Source organism: Fictibacillus aquaticus, from assembly GCF_002245695.1.
GTDB classification, from domain to species: Bacteria; Bacillota; Bacilli; order Bacillales; family Fictibacillaceae; genus Fictibacillus; species Fictibacillus aquaticus.
The window spans coordinates 53,551-69,472 of sequence record NZ_NOII01000002.1 but is presented as its reverse complement, the minus strand read 5'-3'; the positions used below and the strand labels follow the sequence as shown (position 1 = coordinate 69,472).

General features: G+C 43.9%; 17 protein-coding genes. 15 read left to right on the top strand and 2 right to left on the bottom strand.

Features of this window, described 5'->3' with window-relative positions:
* The 11 genes from CGZ90_RS08175 to CGZ90_RS08130 all read left to right on the top strand — a co-directional run bounded on the left by CGZ90_RS08175 (position 1) and on the right by CGZ90_RS08130 (position 11,874).
* A complete protein-coding gene (locus CGZ90_RS08175) occupies positions 1-3,591 on the top strand; it encodes a phage tail tape measure protein (protein ID WP_094251901.1) in 3,591 nt (1,196 codons plus the stop codon).
* Positions 3,588-4,397 (top strand): phage tail family protein, encoded by an 810-nt coding sequence (locus CGZ90_RS08170; RefSeq protein ID WP_094251900.1) that lies wholly within the window; start codon positions 3,588-3,590, stop codon positions 4,395-4,397. Before CGZ90_RS08175 ends, CGZ90_RS08170 begins: the two co-directional genes overlap by 4 nt.
* Before the next feature lie 12 nt (positions 4,398-4,409).
* Positions 4,410-6,119, top strand: a complete 1,710-nt coding sequence (locus CGZ90_RS08165) for a hypothetical protein (protein WP_094251899.1) — start codon at positions 4,410-4,412, stop codon at positions 6,117-6,119.
* Between the two features lie 67 nt (positions 6,120-6,186).
* Positions 6,187-8,490: a phage tail protein gene (locus tag CGZ90_RS08160; protein WP_094251898.1), complete on the top strand. Its 2,304-nt coding sequence runs from the start codon at positions 6,187-6,189 to the stop codon at positions 8,488-8,490.
* A gap of 2 nt (positions 8,491-8,492) precedes the next feature.
* Complete coding sequence (locus CGZ90_RS20685) at positions 8,493-8,663, top strand: hypothetical protein (protein ID WP_165766809.1); 171 nt, start codon at positions 8,493-8,495, stop codon at positions 8,661-8,663.
* Positions 8,664-8,714: 51 nt separating this feature from the next.
* Positions 8,715-9,158, top strand: a complete 444-nt coding sequence (locus CGZ90_RS08155) for a phage holin family protein (RefSeq protein WP_094251897.1) — start codon at positions 8,715-8,717, stop codon at positions 9,156-9,158.
* The gene (locus tag CGZ90_RS08150; RefSeq protein WP_094251896.1) at positions 9,159-10,166 is read left to right on the top strand and encodes a peptidoglycan-binding protein; all 1,008 of its coding nucleotides are present in this window, start codon (positions 9,159-9,161) and stop codon (positions 10,164-10,166) included. It begins immediately after the preceding gene.
* Between the two features lie 184 nt (positions 10,167-10,350).
* Positions 10,351-10,602 carry a type II toxin-antitoxin system HicA family toxin gene (locus CGZ90_RS08145; RefSeq protein ID WP_094251895.1) on the top strand — a complete coding sequence of 84 codons (252 nt, stop codon included), beginning with the start codon at positions 10,351-10,353 and terminating at the stop codon, positions 10,600-10,602.
* 2 nt (positions 10,603-10,604) lie between these two features.
* Entirely contained in the window at positions 10,605-11,153 is a 549-nt protein-coding gene (locus CGZ90_RS08140; RefSeq protein ID WP_205727384.1) for a type II toxin-antitoxin system HicB family antitoxin, read from the top strand.
* 3 nt (positions 11,154-11,156) lie between these two features.
* Positions 11,157-11,573: a hypothetical protein gene (locus tag CGZ90_RS08135; RefSeq protein WP_094251893.1), complete on the top strand. Its 417-nt coding sequence runs from the start codon at positions 11,157-11,159 to the stop codon at positions 11,571-11,573.
* Between the two features lie 16 nt (positions 11,574-11,589).
* A complete protein-coding gene (locus tag CGZ90_RS08130; RefSeq protein WP_094251892.1) occupies positions 11,590-11,874 on the top strand; it encodes a hypothetical protein in 285 nt (94 codons plus the stop codon).
* 27 nt (positions 11,875-11,901) lie between these two features.
* On the opposite strand, the gene CGZ90_RS08125 is transcribed toward CGZ90_RS08130, so the two are convergent.
* Together CGZ90_RS08125 and CGZ90_RS08120 are read right to left on the bottom strand one after the other, a co-directional pair.
* Positions 11,902-12,117 carry a hypothetical protein gene (locus CGZ90_RS08125; protein ID WP_094251891.1) on the bottom strand — a complete coding sequence of 72 codons (216 nt, stop codon included), beginning with the start codon at positions 12,115-12,117 and terminating at the stop codon, positions 11,902-11,904.
* Entirely contained in the window at positions 12,099-12,299 is a 201-nt protein-coding gene (locus CGZ90_RS08120) for a helix-turn-helix transcriptional regulator (RefSeq protein WP_240515390.1), read from the bottom strand. The genes CGZ90_RS08125 and CGZ90_RS08120 overlap by 19 nt, the downstream gene beginning before the upstream one ends.
* A 167-nt stretch (positions 12,300-12,466) precedes the next feature.
* On the opposite strand from CGZ90_RS08120, the gene CGZ90_RS08115 reads away from it, so the two are divergent.
* From CGZ90_RS08115 to CGZ90_RS08100, 4 genes are all read left to right on the top strand, one after another.
* On the top strand, positions 12,467-13,876 hold the full coding sequence (locus tag CGZ90_RS08115; RefSeq protein ID WP_094251889.1) for an FtsK/SpoIIIE domain-containing protein: 1,410 nt from the start codon (positions 12,467-12,469) through the stop codon (positions 13,874-13,876).
* Positions 13,818-14,399, top strand: a complete 582-nt coding sequence (locus tag CGZ90_RS08110) for a replication-relaxation family protein (protein ID WP_094251888.1) — start codon at positions 13,818-13,820, stop codon at positions 14,397-14,399. The genes CGZ90_RS08115 and CGZ90_RS08110 overlap by 59 nt, the downstream gene beginning before the upstream one ends.
* 16 nt (positions 14,400-14,415) lie before the next feature.
* Complete coding sequence (locus CGZ90_RS08105; protein WP_094251887.1) at positions 14,416-14,928, top strand: hypothetical protein; 513 nt, start codon at positions 14,416-14,418, stop codon at positions 14,926-14,928.
* A 647-nt stretch (positions 14,929-15,575) separates the two neighbouring features.
* On the top strand, positions 15,576-15,821 hold the full coding sequence (locus CGZ90_RS08100; RefSeq protein ID WP_094251886.1) for a hypothetical protein: 246 nt from the start codon (positions 15,576-15,578) through the stop codon (positions 15,819-15,821).
* Positions 15,822-15,922 lie beyond the last annotated feature (101 nt).

Genomic DNA, 15,922 nt, shown 5'->3' with positions numbered 1-15,922 from the left:
GTGGCAAAAGAAGTCAAAGTAAGACTGTATTCCAACTCAACTGAATTCAGGAACGAGATGAGCGCGGTTTCTCGGCAGATGCAGATCGTAAAGTCTGAGTTTGCAGCGAACAAAACGAGTGTGGAAAACTGGGGCGACGAGCTGAAGCAAGCTCAGACCAAAGCGGATTTTTTAAACAAACAGATCGAACTGCAGAAAAAGAAAGTAGAACAGCTGACGAAAGCACACAAAGATTCCGTGGATACCATGGGAGCCGAATCGAAGGAAGCAGAGAAGTATACGAAGAGTCTCAACTACGCCAACGCCGAACTAAACAAAATGCAGAACGAGCTGAACCAGACCACCGGTAAAATGGATCGAATGCGCGCTGAGACAGAAAAGCAAATCTCGTCTGTCGATCGCTTCGGTTCCAAGATGAACGCAGTCGGTGAAAGGATGGCCGGTTTAGGTGCCACAGTCGGCATCACATTGGGTGCAGGTGTTGCTGCAGGCACGCTCGCCATGAAAAATGCAGTAGAAGTTGGAATGGAATTCGGCCGGCAGGTTAGCCGCGTTGGAGCCATATCAGAAGCCACTGCAGATCAGATGAAGCAATTAAAGGATCAAGCGCTAGAACTTGGTGCTGCAACAAGCAAATCCGCAAGTGAGATCGCAGTCGGTCAAGAAAACTTAGCAGCTTCAGGTTTTAAAGTGAATGAAATCATATCTGCTATGCCAGGCGTTATATCTGCAGCTGAAGCATCTGGTGAGGACATGGCGATGGTCTCTGAAATAATGGCCTCGGCCATTAAAGGATTCGGGCTTGAAGCGGATAAGTCCACCCATGTTGCAGATGTGTTTGCCATGGCAGCTAACCGTTCAAATGCTTCAATCATGGACATGGGTTATTCGTTTAAGTATGCAGCACCTATCGCCAAGCTGTTAGGCTACTCCGTAGAAGACCTCGCTGCTGTAACGGGGATATTACGAGACCGGGGCATGGCAGCAGAGCAAGTCGGAACATCCATGCGCATGGGTCTCACTCGCTTAGTATCACCAACAAAAGCCGGGGAAAAAGTACTCGAGAAATACAATATACAATTAAAAGATTCTAAAGGTAATATGCTGCCGTTGGTCGATGTCATCGCTGAACTGCAAGATGAAACAAAGGACTTAACTCAAGAACAGAAGCTCTCAGCCTTCCAAACTCTTTTTGGCACGGAAGCTATGACTGGCTTTATCAATCTAGTTGAAGCCGGACCAGAAGAGTTGGAGAAACTAACCGAGTCTCTTGAAGATTCTACCGGTGCATCAAAGAAGACAGCAGATGTCATGAAAGACAACCTTGCTGGTGCAGTTGAAGAAATGAATGGAGCTATTGAAACGGCCAAGATCAAGTTTACAGAAGCACTCACTCCAGCCATTCGTGGTGCCGTTGATATTGCTAAAAGTTTGATAGAAAAATGGAATGACTTGGATGAAGGAACTCAAGACACAATAGCGTCAACGGGGGCTCTGGCATTGGCAATGGCGGGTGTCGTTACAGGCATCGCCGTACTCACAGGCGCAGTTGGGGCATTCATGGCATTTACAGGGCCGGTTGGACTGGCGGTAGTGGGAGTAACGGCGTTAATTGCCGGACTAACACTTGCAGTCTATGGAAGTGAAAAAGCACACGAAAACCTGCGGAAGAAGCAGGAGGAAGCAAGAGAAACTGCTCTTCTTTACGGGGAAGGTGTTTCAGAATCAACACAGAAAGCTGCAGGATCGTACGTGACCCTACGTGAAAAAGCGGAGAAGCAGCTGTTTGAGCTGAACCAATCAACAGGTAAGGCTGCAGAAGAAATGTCGAAAAAAGTAATTGAAACATATAGCAAAATGACAGAAGAAGTAATTACTGAACTCGAATCTTTCAAGAAAGAAATAGCTGTTGTTCTAGAACAAACTTTCGCAGATACTGGTGAGAAGTTTGTTGATCAGCAAAAGGATATTCAAGATCAAGCATTAAAGTCGGTAGATGAAGAAATAGCGACTGTGAAAAAATCTCTGGACGGGATGAAAGCTCTCAGAGAGAAATACAAAGGCGATCTTTCAAAAATGTCTTCTGAGGATCAAAAAACTTTCTCGGAATATGCCAATACTTTTGCGCAGATGACTTCTACTTTTGCCAAGAATCAAAAAGAGGCAATGGCTATTCAAGCGAGTGTTGCTTCACAAACGAACAAGCTCTCATATGCTCAAGCAAAAGAATATAACAATCGCATGAAAGAGATATATGAGGCTGGACAGAAGGCAGCAAAGAAAGATTACGAGCATCGCAAGGACATTATATCCAAGATGGATATTGACGAAAAATCACGGCAAGCTCTTATGGCTAAAAACACAGCAGACTATAATGAGGCTCTTGCGAAAAACAGCGAGAGCTATAGATCAAATATGGATGCTTTGTTCAACCAAATGTCTAAGGATGGAAAGTTATTAGACATCGAAACGGGGAAACAGTTTAAGCGGCACCAAAAAATGGACCATGAAAATAAAATAATGGTTTATGAAAGTGAAGCAGAATACCAAAAGCGCTGGGCAGCTTCACAGATGAAATTTTTAGAAGGTTTGGGTAAAAGCAAAGAAGAGGCAATGAAAAAGACCCAGCAGGCACTTGAGGAATTTTACAAGGGCATGGGGCTGACTGAAATAGAAGCCAAAGCTGAAGCAGCTAAGGTTGTAAACGGCGTGAAAGATGAATTGAAAAAAGGTGGTCCAGAAGCTGCGGAAGCCGGTAAGGATAAAGGTAAAAAGCATAGTGAAGGGCTTAATTCAACAGAACCAGTAAACAAAGCTGTGGCAGCAGCTTTGGGATTAACAGTTGAGAAAACATTGGGACAAACTACAGATGGTGGCGGAGGCAATAAAGCAGGGGCTCAATTCGCTCGTGATCTCGAAGCTAAAAAAGATGAAGCATTTAAAAGCGGAAGCACCATTGCTAATTACGGGATGAATGGTTTAAAAAGTGTAGACACGTCTGGAGCCGGATCAGGTTTTGTTTCTGGATTTATTAATTCCCTTTGGGCCGGTTCAAAAAGCGGGTCTCTTTTTAATGCAGCATGGGCGATTGGAAAATCAGCATTGAGCGCATTGAAAAAATCCATCAACTCCAACTCTCCCTCTAAGAAAACCGAAGAGGAAGGGAATAACTACACGGATGGTTTTGCGCTTGGAATTAGAAAGAAAACGGTGCTTGCTGCTAAAACGGCTACTCAAATGGCAAAGGAAACACATGGAGCTTTCCAAGCTGAAATGAATCGAAATGCATTTGTCATTGGTGCTGCGGCTCAGTCACTATCTAGTTCCCGTTCAGAACTGTTAGTCCGAAATGAAGTAGAGAGCCCAGGCATGAACAAACGGTTAGATCAGCTGTTGATCGCACTAAACCTTCTGCTAACACAAAACCATTCAAAACAGCAGCGTTCTTCAAGTCTAGAAAGCGGAGGCGTCATAGAAGTCCCTGTACATCTGGACAGCTATCAAATCGCCAAAGCCATCGCACCATTAATGGATATAATTCAAAGCAATCAGTTAGGCGCTGATCTCAGGGTGAAGGGGTTGAAACGATGAGCCTTCTGCTAATAAAAAATGGCGTCACATACGATCTAGAAGCGGAGGGCATCGAGACCCTGCGCTTTTTCTATGAGTCACTTAACCCGCAAAATGAAACAGATAACATCGAAAACGAAGATGGAAGCGAGGATCTCGGTACGACATATGGTCCTCGGATTCTTACCGCCTACTGTAAATTTGCCGCAGCAGATTATTACGACTACTCGTTAAAACGGAGCGAGGTATACAGGTTACTCACTAGCAAAGAACCGTATTATTTAATCCATTATTCGGAACCCTGGAAACGCTGGAAGGTAAAGCTGAACAAGTCATTTCTGCCGGAGAAGAAGAAGAATCACGGCATCTTCACCCTCGAATTCATCGCCCACAACCCTTACGCGGAATCGGCCGGCACGACGCTGGATCCGTTCACGTTTGATTCGGAACTGTGGGGGATGGGGCAGGGGCTGACGGAGGAGGATGCGGTTTACGCGCATAGCACGTCCGGCTTCACCATTTTTAACGCGGGCGATGTGGCCATTAACCCGCGGCGGCGGCCGTTGAAGATTACGTTCACGGGCGCCTCCACCAACCTCACCATCACGAACAACACCACCGGCGAAACATGGAGCTACACCGGAACGACAACAGCCGGTCAGACCCTGACCCTCGACGGCGTACGCTCGCTCAAGAACGGCGCATCTGTGTTCGGTGACACCAACAGAAAACTAATCACACTACAACCGGGACCAAACGACTTTACGGTAACAGGCGCCACAGGCACCTTCACCATAACGTTCGACTTCCGGTTTTATTATGTATAGGAGGGCGATCCCATGGGACGATACCGAAAACTAGGCACGCTCTTTAACCGCGTGTTCCGCAACGACTACAACGCCAACGTCGATGATATGGAGAGGGATATCGATAAATTTTTGGCGGATGCTGCGGAGGCGAAGACGACGGCTACAGCTTCTGACAGCAAAGCTGACAGTGCAGTAACAACTGCCAATAACGCAAAATCCAAAGCAGAAACGGTTCAAACACAATTTGATCAAGTAATCGCCCAAGCGGGGTCTAACAATCCAGAAGTTGTGCAAGCACGCGGAACAGCTGTGAATTTGAATGCCAGATTAAATGGTGTTGATGCACAGTTGGCGGAGAATTTGACATTTCAAAACCAAATTGATTTTGTAGAAACATTAAAAAAACTTAGCAGCTTGAAAAAAAATATGACCCTTGAAGTAGTATATGGAACACAAAGACAATTTCGAGTTCATACCAAACATAGCGAAACCCACGCTTCTACAAGAACATTTATAAAAGATGCTAATGACGATTTTATTATTGATTACGGCACTTACTATGGAGCCGTTACGAAACTAGATGCACAAACGAATGCGTTCAACTATTTATCTAGTACTGGAGCTTTTACTACTACATCTGCTCCCCATTATTGGACTGCGGAAATCGGTGCGACAATTTCGGGTACATTTACTGGCAAGAGGATTGATTTTACTTCGTGGGAGGAAAATCGAGGGGGCATTTGGGAATTTGTACTTGATGAGGGAAAACCGTCAGAACAAAGAAAAACTATAAGTGTTTGGGCAGCAACAGCGATTGTAAAACAGAAAACTTTATTTGATAATCTCCAAGAAACAACGCATACCATTAAAGGTATATTTAAAGGCGCAGATCCTTTAAATCCTCCATCCGTGGCTCCTGCAAGAGGTTGGGTTTACTTCGGCAACACACGACCACAAGATACTTTGCGAACTTTTTACGAATATAATGAGAGCTTCACTGTAAATAAGTTGCATGACGTTGAATATAGTGCGTCAAATAAAGAATTTGCCATAGAGCTAAAACCAGAAGGAAGCGCGGCTTTACACCAATTTGTTCCCGAACACAATGCCACAGGCACCGCATTTAAAGTGATGGAGCCAATTTTAATGGCGGACGGTAAAGTCGTTGAATGGCTAAGTAATTCTTTCTTTCGCAATGTTGAAGTAATTCAGTTGATACAAAAAGTAAGAGGATATCACACATCCGATATGGTTAATGCGTTAGTGGAAATCACACAGTATCACACCATTAAAGAAGGTGTATGTGTTCACGATACCAAAATAGAGTTTTTGCGAAATACAGAAGTGAAATATGGTTACGGTGTTATGATTCCGTATTGGACAACGTTTGGCAAAAAAGTAGTGAGCAGTACTGACAAAGTATACACAGTTAAAACGGATAACAGTAAAGAATACTGGTCAGAGTCAAATACGAAATCGTTTGCAATTGTGAATGATGTAGATTCAGATGAAAGAAAAGATTTAGCCATAGCTGTGACAATAGAATATTTCTCAAAATCTATGAGAAAAGGTGAAGTCGGTATTGGAAACCCTTTTACCTGGATTGAACATAATCCAACTCGTGGCAAATTATATTTTGCAAGTATGCAGAACGTTATAGTTCCCGCAGGATATATTTGGCGCATAAAATCCAAACGACTTACTACCTATTTACCGGAAGTGAGTAAAAATATTATGTAATTTTCCGCAGTTGTACAAATAGAGACTATTGTTCAACAACCAATCAACAAAAAAACCGAGGTGACTCATGCAAATAACCTCCATAACCGGCAGCACGGAGCTGTTAACCGACTACAAAGGTTTAACCCGCAAAAGGAGAGTGAACGGTGATCGTTCGCTCTCTTTTTTGTTGTACGAAACAGAGCGCAACAAACACGCTTTTCCTTTGGTAGTCGAAGAATCCATTGTGGAACAAGACGGCGTAAAATACCGGATTAAGGCGATGGAAGAAAGACTTGCAGGCAAGACTCCTGTGAAATCTGTTCAGGCATCCCATGTCTTTTTCGATATCGTTGAAGACTTTCAGTACGCCACATTGGACAAAGGTGAGTATTCCATCAACCAAGCTCTTTCCATCGCTCTGAATAATACTGGTTACACCTTTTCAGTCATCGATTCATTCGGTACGGCTGACCTCGAGAATTTCGGCAACGATACGGCACTTTCGCTCTTTCAGAAAATACTAGAGTTGTACCAAGCGGAATTCGATCTTAACGGGAATGAAGTGGTTATCCGCAGCAAGATTGGCGGAAGCCCTGATTATCAGTTTCGATTTGGTCACAACATAAAAACACTCTCCAGGTCGGTAAACACAAACAACCTTTCAACTTACATCAAAGGGTACGGAAAAGAAGTGGAAGGGGTCACGGATAAATTGTCCGGAGTATCCATGAACTATGATTCTCGTACAGGCACTTGGCTGGATGTTGATGATCCTTACCATTACACCAAGCAAGTAGGTGCCACCTTCACGTTCAGCTTTACAGGAACGGGGTTTAAATTCCGTTTTTACGGCAGCGATGATGGCGGTGTGTGGGAGTTTGCGACAGGGGATAAAAAGGCGAAGGTAAGTACGTGGTCTGCAACATCCGGCACTAAGGGAGCAGAGGTGTTTCGAGGGCTTGAATCAAAGACTCACGTAGTCACAGCGACTTTTAAAGGCGATGATCCGAAGCACACCCCTTCCACAGGGAAGAACACGGCGAAAGGCTGGGTAGCGCACGATACTGCCGGAAACGTAAAAACGGTGGATTTATACCGGGCGTTAGAAGGCGATGAGCTGTATACGTGCGTGGCCGAATACACTTCTCCTGAAGCGTCCAAATATAAAGACGAGAATGGAAACACGAAGCTGCGGCATGCACCGCCTGTGTATTCGGATTCCATCACTTCACAAACAAAGCTGCTGGCAGAGTTGAAGAAGTACTTGAAAGATAAGCCGGAAGTTTCCATCACACTTGAGTTCGTAGAGTTACTAAAAGGGGGATTTGCTGTAGCGAGTCCAGGGCTTGGCGACACGGTGCCGACGATCTATGAGCCTTTAAATATCGACTTAGACCTGCGGGTTCTTGAAATCGAGGATTATCCAGAAACCACTCAGTCACCAAAAGTTACACTTTCTAATTTAAAAAAGTCTTTTGCAGATGTGCAGTTTGACCGAGCAAAGGCAATCTTGGATAAAATTTGGGATGAAAACAGCGGGAAGATCCGGAATAATGTGTATACAGAAGCGGTAAAGAAGGCGACCGAGGCGCTAAACAATTCAATGACTGAGCTGGAGTATCCTGTCGGCATGGGAATCATTGCCCGAGACCCGAATGATGCTTCTCGCTTTACGATCTTCCGATCAGGTGGTATCGGAATTACTACGAATGGCGGAGAAACATATGACAATGCCATTACTCCAGACGGAATTGTGACCAACCTCCTCACAGCGGGACAAATAAAAACAAACAACATTCAGATCATCGGTGAAGATGATCTTTTTTATTGGGATGGCAATTATCTAATCGCGATTGATGCAGCTGATCCGAACAAGTGGGTGAGGTTGAACAGTGACGGGTTGTATGCAAAGAAAGGCACGTTGACTGTTGAAAGGAAAGATGGATACAAAGCAATCATCGATGGCACTCTCAACTATGACCTGGATATTCAGGGGGCAGAGCCGGCGTTCACGTCAGGTTCTGTGGATATTTATCGGCTGGGATACGGTCAATGGTGGGGAACCATGCTAACGACAAGTGCTGACTGCCAGTATTACTCATACGAGCATAAAGCACGATATTTAAAGCTGCAGGTGCGTGTTGCTTCAGAGGGAGGCAACACAGCTTATCTAACGGTCGAATCAGGAGGGTCCGATAACACAACCTTAGCTGTGGCCACGACAACGGAAACAAATATAAACGCGCCGGAAATTTACAATACTCGGATACTCACCATTGATCTTGGCGTACCGACTGGAGAGCGCCGCACCTTTTACGTCCGTATAAAGTCATCAGACCCAACGAAAAAAGCATACGGACATGTGATACGGAAATGGCTGGAGGGATAACCGTGATAATTTACGTGAACACAGACGGAACAGGACACATCATTGAAACCTTCGGTGGCAGCGAGAACGTCATTCCAGACCGCGAATATGAATATGAATTCGCGGTGAGCTTGGATGTGCTGTTGAACATTCATCTTTACAAAGTGGAAAATGAACTATTAACACTGAAATAAGGGCCATAACTGGCTCTTTTTTTTATATACAAAAAGAGAGGAGAAAAAAAAATGAAAACAGACACACTCTGGGCAAGTATTGTGGGGGGCAGCGGGTTGACCATTTCTTATTTAGTGGGGGGGTTGGACAAGGCGATTTCCTGTCTGGCAATTTTAATGGTGATTGATTTTGTGACGGGCTGGATCATCGGCTACAAAAAAAGCGAGGTCTCCAGCAAAAGAGCCTATGAAGGAATCAAGAAAAAGCTCGTGATGATCTGCATGGTCATCGCTGCCACGCAAGCGGATTACATGACCGGAAACAATGTGTTTCGCAACATGATCGTGTTTTACTTAATCGGGATTGAGTTTACATCGCTCATCGAAAATGCTTCTAAACTAGGCTTGCAGTTTCCTGATCAGTTTAAAGAGCGCTTTACACAGCTGCAGCCGCAGCATAAAGACGTCATTCCGATCGAACCAAAATTAGAAGAAAAGAAAGATGAGGTGCTGTAAATGGGGTACTCATTTGAAAAACTACCGCAGCTGGTCGATATGCGAGGCAAGCTGCCGAGTAATGGGAGCTACGTAAATGTTGGGGTCAACGCTAAAACGACCCGTGTCTGGCACCACTCTCTCACAAATTCGGATCTCGCCGGATCCACAGCGGAAGCTTTCGCCCGGTTTCACGTCACCGGAAACGGTTGGCCAGGAATCGGGTATCATTTTGTCGTCGAGCCGAAGAACCTGATTAAAGGACCTGACGGACGCATGAGAGCTCGCATCGTGTGGGCGCATGATCCGGGTGTGAAATCGTATCACGTCGGCAACAGCAACAAGCAGGCGGTCGGCATCTGCGTGGCTGGGGACTACCGATCAGAGAAACTGGCAGAAGCCACACTGCTCACGATCTCGGAGCTGCATGCAGCATTCATCCGTGACGGAATCGGGAAGGAAGACAAAGCGCATAATGAGATGCCAGGCTACTCCTGGAAACCGTGCTGTGTGTTCGACTACAGGGCGGCTTTTTACTTTAACCCGCCAGTAAAAGTTGTTCAGCCGGCACCTCTGCCTGGGGAGTATGTCATTCAAGAAGGAGATACATTCTTCTCCATCGCAGGCCAAGATGGTCCAGCCGGCATTACGACCGAGGATCTGATCGCGGCTAACCCTGACGTTGATCCAAGAAAACTAAAAGTTGGACAAGTTATCAAGCTCGGTAAAGCTAAGAACGCGCATACACCTGTGCCAGGAACTCCAAAGAAACCGCAGGAAACATACAAGTACCCGTTGCCAGCTGGTGTTCTAAAGTCAGGAGCAAAAGGTGAGGCGGTCAAACAGCTACAGCGAGCACTTGATGCGGTGTATTTCAAGTCAGGCGTGAACGACGGCAGCTATGGCCCTAAGACAGTAGATGCTGTGAAACGGTTCCAGATGGTCTACCTTCCATATGAGGTAGACGGTGTGTATGGCCCGAACACGAGGAAGAGATTGCAGGCTGTTTTGAAATCGAAAGGATATTAAGCGAAGGCCCTGATTCCAATATTGGAGTCAGGGCTTATTTGCGTTCTCCAAAAAAAATCACACTATTTTTAAGAAAAAAAAGGAAAATGTTTAATATTGGAGAAATTAGTGGTATTGTATATGGTGCAAGATGATTTCTGGTATCAAATGCGGTGCAAATGAATAGAATATGGGAGAGGGGTAAATGTCAAGAATACGAAAACGGTTTGAAAAAATAATGAATAATCCCAAAGATGTAAAGTGGGATTTATTTGTCACAGTCATTGAACATTATGGAATAACTGTTGACAACCCTTCAGGCGGTAGCCATTTCATCGTCTATAGTGATGACGATGATGAAATGATCCCAGTTCCTGTTCATAATAATCGTATTAAAACTGTGTACGCAAAGAAAATCATTGCGTTAATTGAAAAGTTAAATTCCGAGGAGGAATAACCTTGGCTAAAGAACTAAGTTATTATCAAGAGTTAGAGTATAAGATCGAAATTAATCCATTATCTGAAGAAGATGGTGGCGGATGGCTAGCTAGCCATCCTGATTTGAATGGGTGCATAGCAGATGGGGAGAGTCCTGAAGAAGCAATAAACAATCTTAAGGACGCCAAAACAATTTGGCTAATGACTGCGATCAAAAGAGGCATTGAAATTCCTGTGCCTAAGCATACTGTAGAAGAATACAGTGGGAAGTTTACTTTAAGACTTCCAAAGTCTCTGCACAGGGAATTAGCAGAAACTTCTCGTGAAGAAGGTATAAGCTTAAATCAATACTTATTGAGTGTGATTTCACAAAGATTCAGTCAGAAAAACCTTCTTAATGAGGTCCAAAAGATGATCTCTAATAACGTCAACAATTCAATTCATGTAATAGTTGATAGCTCGCATCACAAAGGAATGGATATCCCTGTAAGAATTGATAGTTATGATGATTGGGAACCATTCATTCAACAATCATATAAAAAAAATCAACCCCATTTCGGGAGGCAATAGCATATGAATGAAAAAATGAACGAAGGAAATTCTATAGACTTGAATGTAAAAGTCAATGATATCAATCTCCATTCATTAATGGTTAATTCTAATGATGATGACATTACTGGTGGTACTATTAGTCGTGAAAACAATGTTGAAATAATCTCGTTAACAAAATCCGAAATTGTATTAGAGACAGTTGAAAAAATTTATATTGATGACCTAAAAATAATTGAGTTAAAAATGCGTGCAGATCTTACAATTGAAACCAATTATAATGGATCAGAAGACGAACTTAAACTTCACTTTAAAGAGAATATAAATCAAATTTCATACCCATTATTAGCAGAAGCATCTTTAACAATATCTTTTATCACTGGAAAAAAATTCGGTACACCTTATATTGTTCCTCCAATAATAAAGAGTAGTAAAAAATAATAGGAGGCTTAAATGGATGGTGAATTTATTTCAAAAAGTCGGTATCATTATTATTGCATCTGGGATACTAGCAGGACTCTATATCGGTACTTCTCTAGAAGTAGTAACCCCAGGTCTTACTGCCGGTTATGAGAACAATGATCCACACCCTTTAAGATTGATTTATGCCTTTTTCTGCATGATTACATCATTGTTCTTCGGCTGTACATTAATAGCCGTAACCGAGATTCTGCATCGTTTAGAGCCTAAGGACGTAAAAAAGAGCAGAACATTACAAGAACAGCAGCATACGACTACATAAAAAAACGAGACCACTTGGCCTCGTTTTTTACTTTTTAAAAGGATAATCCACCGTATACCCATACTCCTGCACCCACGGAAGCTCCTTAATCTCAGCCTCCACGATCCGCAGGCATTGCGGGCAATAAAACCTTTCAACGTTTCGCCCCATGTGCACATCATACCCAACAATCAAACGCGCCAGATTCTTCCTTCGACCAGTGCGCAGGCAGTAATCACAATCAGCTAATTCTTCTTTATCCATATATCCTCAATCCTTAATTCAAGTACTTCAGCTATTTTAAAAGCAACAGGTAGTGATGGCAATTGTTTTCCTTGTACAAGAAGGCTCATCGTTGAAACACCAATATTTGCTTTTGCTGCAACAAAACCTTTCTTAAGCCCGCGGACACGCAAGATTTCCTCTAACCGACACGTTAGCTCCATATTATCACCCATAAATAAAATTCGATGAATAATTGCTCGTCCCTGCAAAGAATTTTTTTAAGGACAGACAAATGACAAGCCCGCCGCCCATATTCTTTACTATTCCCGAACAAAATTCCTGACGAATGCCCAATATGTCATAGCAAGCGGGAAGCTTGTCATCCTGCATGGCATCAGTAAATAACACAGGATGCAAAGCTTCCCGATTGCTGAAGGTATTCTCTCTGAGAATTATCAAAGACGGTGGCGCACAGGAGGATCCGTTCGAACTTGGTGAGAGGAGATGGTGGTTGATGATTTTCGAGGTTGCTTCTTCCCTGCTTTTCGGATCGATCGCGGTTTATGCTCATGCACAAAAAGATGGAGGGATGAGCGATGCCCAGAAACTGCAGAAGATTTTTGCAAACTGTGGATTGAATAAAAAAGAGGACGGAAGGGTTGTGACAAACAGGCTGCTACGTAAAAGACGGCACAGCTGGGGAACGGAATACATTTACCGGATCCCACTTGGCAATTCCCTCGAGGACTATGAGAAAAAAATAGGCGCAATTCAAGATGGTCTGAACAACAAAAGACGTCAGCTGGAGGTCAATCTCAAAGCGTTCCCTCATATGAAACAAATGCTGACGAAAAAGAAGATCCACCAAAAGCAAGTGGAACTGTCGTATGACGGAACGCTGCATGTGAAGGTTTACAACCACTCTATTCCATCAAGCTTCAATTATTCGGAGATTTCCGAGAACCTTCATGGGTGGACCGTGCCGATCGGAATGGACCGAGAGAACATGACGTTTCATAACTTCGATAAGATCTATCACATGCTGGTCGGCGGAGCGACTGGCGGCGGCAAATCTTCTTTCCTTGATATGATGATCAGCCACTTGATGCAGCAGCATCCAGAAGATGTGCGATTCACGCTGATTGACCTGAAAGGCGGCATCGAGTTTGACAGGTTCCGTGATTGCCGGCAAGTGGTCAATTATGCGGATGAGCCGGAGGATGCGCTGACAGTACTTCAGAACGTCGTGGAAGAGATGAAGAAAACCCTTGGTCGTTTAAAGGAGATGAAAGCCAGGGACGTGATTGCTGCCAACATAAAAGAACGACACTTCATCGTCATCGATGAGATCGGCGAGCTTGCCAGCCATAAAGAAGTGTCAAAAGAGCTGAGGGCGATTAAAGAGGAATGCGAGTATCTGCTTTCCAACATCGCTCGCCTCGGCCGGTCACAAGGTATACGCGTCGTGACAGCGACGCAGCATCCAACTGTTGACGTGGTTCCTGTGCAATTAAAGCGTAACTCCGATGCCAGGCTATGCTTTCGAGTAGATACCACAAGCGCGAGCATGGTGATCCTAGACGCACCAGGAGCCGATCAGCTGCCAGAGATCACCGGCAGAGCCATCTACAAAAGAGGGTCAGTCAGAACCGTTCTGCAGACACCTTGGATGACTGAGAAAGAAATGGATGAAGTAATTTTACAGAATTACATCGAGAAAACAGAGGAGGCTGCCGCCGATGAACCACCGTCAAGAAATGATTTTGCTCTCTTTGAAGAAACTTCATTATCTCACTAGAGATCAGCTGCAGGTCCTCCATCAATTGAAAAGCAAGAGGAATACGAACCGTGTATTAAAAGACATGAACATCTATCTCTCTTCCTTTCGAGAGGGCAGTGACACCGTTTATTATCTTAGCAAAGAAGGCCGCGAAATGATTGGGTATGAAAAAGTCCGTAAGAAAACACCTCAAGCCTTGCACTTCATCATGCGTAATCAATTCTACATTTTTGCTGGAAAGCCAGCTGACTGGAAGAACGAGATGAAGATCGGCGGCTCTGTGATCTGTGACGCGCTTTTCCGACAAGGCGGCAAGTGGCACTTTCTTGAGGTGGATAACCAGAACACCATGACAGATAACAAAAAGAAAATTGAAAAGTACAGAAAGCTGTTTGAAAGCAGAATGTTTCAAAAGAATAAAGACTTTGGCTACTTCCCTGCTTTACTTTGGGTAACAGGCAACGACTACAGGCAAAAAAAGCTGACAGAGTATTGTTCAGGAATGCCAGGCAACGTGTTCGTTTACGACGACATTAAATAAGAGGAGAGTGAAGAAGATGGCAGCGTTCGGCTTTAGAAAGACAGAGACAATAAGTTTCAGAGATTTTATGAGTGGTGATTATAAGCAAGAGAATAAAAAAGCGACCACAAAATTCAAAGCTGCAGCTGCGGGATCATTAATTCCACTCGCGTTTGCACCAAAAGCGTTTGCAGCCGAACCTGTCAGCCAATGCAGTGAAATTATCTCAGTAGCCTCTCAGCCCATTCCTGCTGGATTTATCACAGACGGCATGCAGAAAGGAGCACATGAAGTTGGAAAAGCGGTAGGAGGGGAAATGCTTGCAGCCATCGGGACTCTGTTCGACCCGTTGATTTCCATCCTAATCAGTATTTCGTTCCCAGTAGCCAGCGCTATGATTCTATGGAAAATTTTCATGTCCTACTTTAGAGACAGCGGGGACACTTGGGAAGGAGTCGGTAAGATCGCGATGACCCACCTGCTGATTCAGATGTCACCAATCTTCTTTAAGATTTTAAAGCAGTTGTCATCAATAGCCATCGGAGCTTAAATGACCACATGACCACACAAATGACCACGCAATAAAATGAAAAAGAATAAAACACAAGAAAAAGGAGGGGCTGCCAAACTATGAAAACCCTGATTTCATAAGGGTTTTCGTGAATAGCGTTAAAAGCTGATAGACAGAAAAATCTTGTCCAATGGTCCACCGTGAAACGAAGTAATTAAGCTAAACCGTCTGAAAGCCCCTATAGGGATTTCAGACGGTTTTTGTTTTTGTAAATATGTTGTTTTTCAAGAAATCAGAGAAGCAGTTGATCTCCGTTTCAGGCGCACGCTTCTCGCTCGTCCCGCAGGATAAGGAAGGCAGCGCAGCAAGACATCGCACGAAGAAAATGCAACCTTCATTTTCGAGGAGTCGGCACCTTTCACTCCGATCAACTTTGTCAATGATGTATTCAAGTTGACTAAGTAAATGATTTTAAGTGACGACAAAACAATTTAATGAATGATAGAATCATCCTTCATGTAAAGGCATTAAAGCTTAACTTGTACCTTAGATGCAACACCGCTGAACTTCCATATAGAACAAAGCATTCAAAAGCAACCTTCATTTAGAAAGAGACTTTTTTAAGAGCACGTCTATTTTCATTTTCCCTTCATATAGTGAGTAATAAAATGAGAGGGGCTGAATAGATGATTTCTTTTGCGGCGTATGCCGTACTATCCGCTTTGATCGCGGCTATTCGCGAAACAGAAAAGATACCGAACCGCTACATCCCGATCACAGCCATCTTTCTTGGCATATTGTATGCATATATTGATGAAAAAGCGCTGAACAGCCAGACATTGCTTCACGGCGTTCAGTATGCACTGTATGCAACAGGATCTGTTGCAGGATTTAAATATTTTACCCAAAAGGCTATGCCGTCAGGGAAGTAGAAACTTTCAGGAGCCTTCCTAGGAGGCTCTTTTTACTATTTTGTAAGCGTATTCAAAAAACGCTTGCTATCTGTTAAAAGGGATGATAGTGTAAAAGCCAA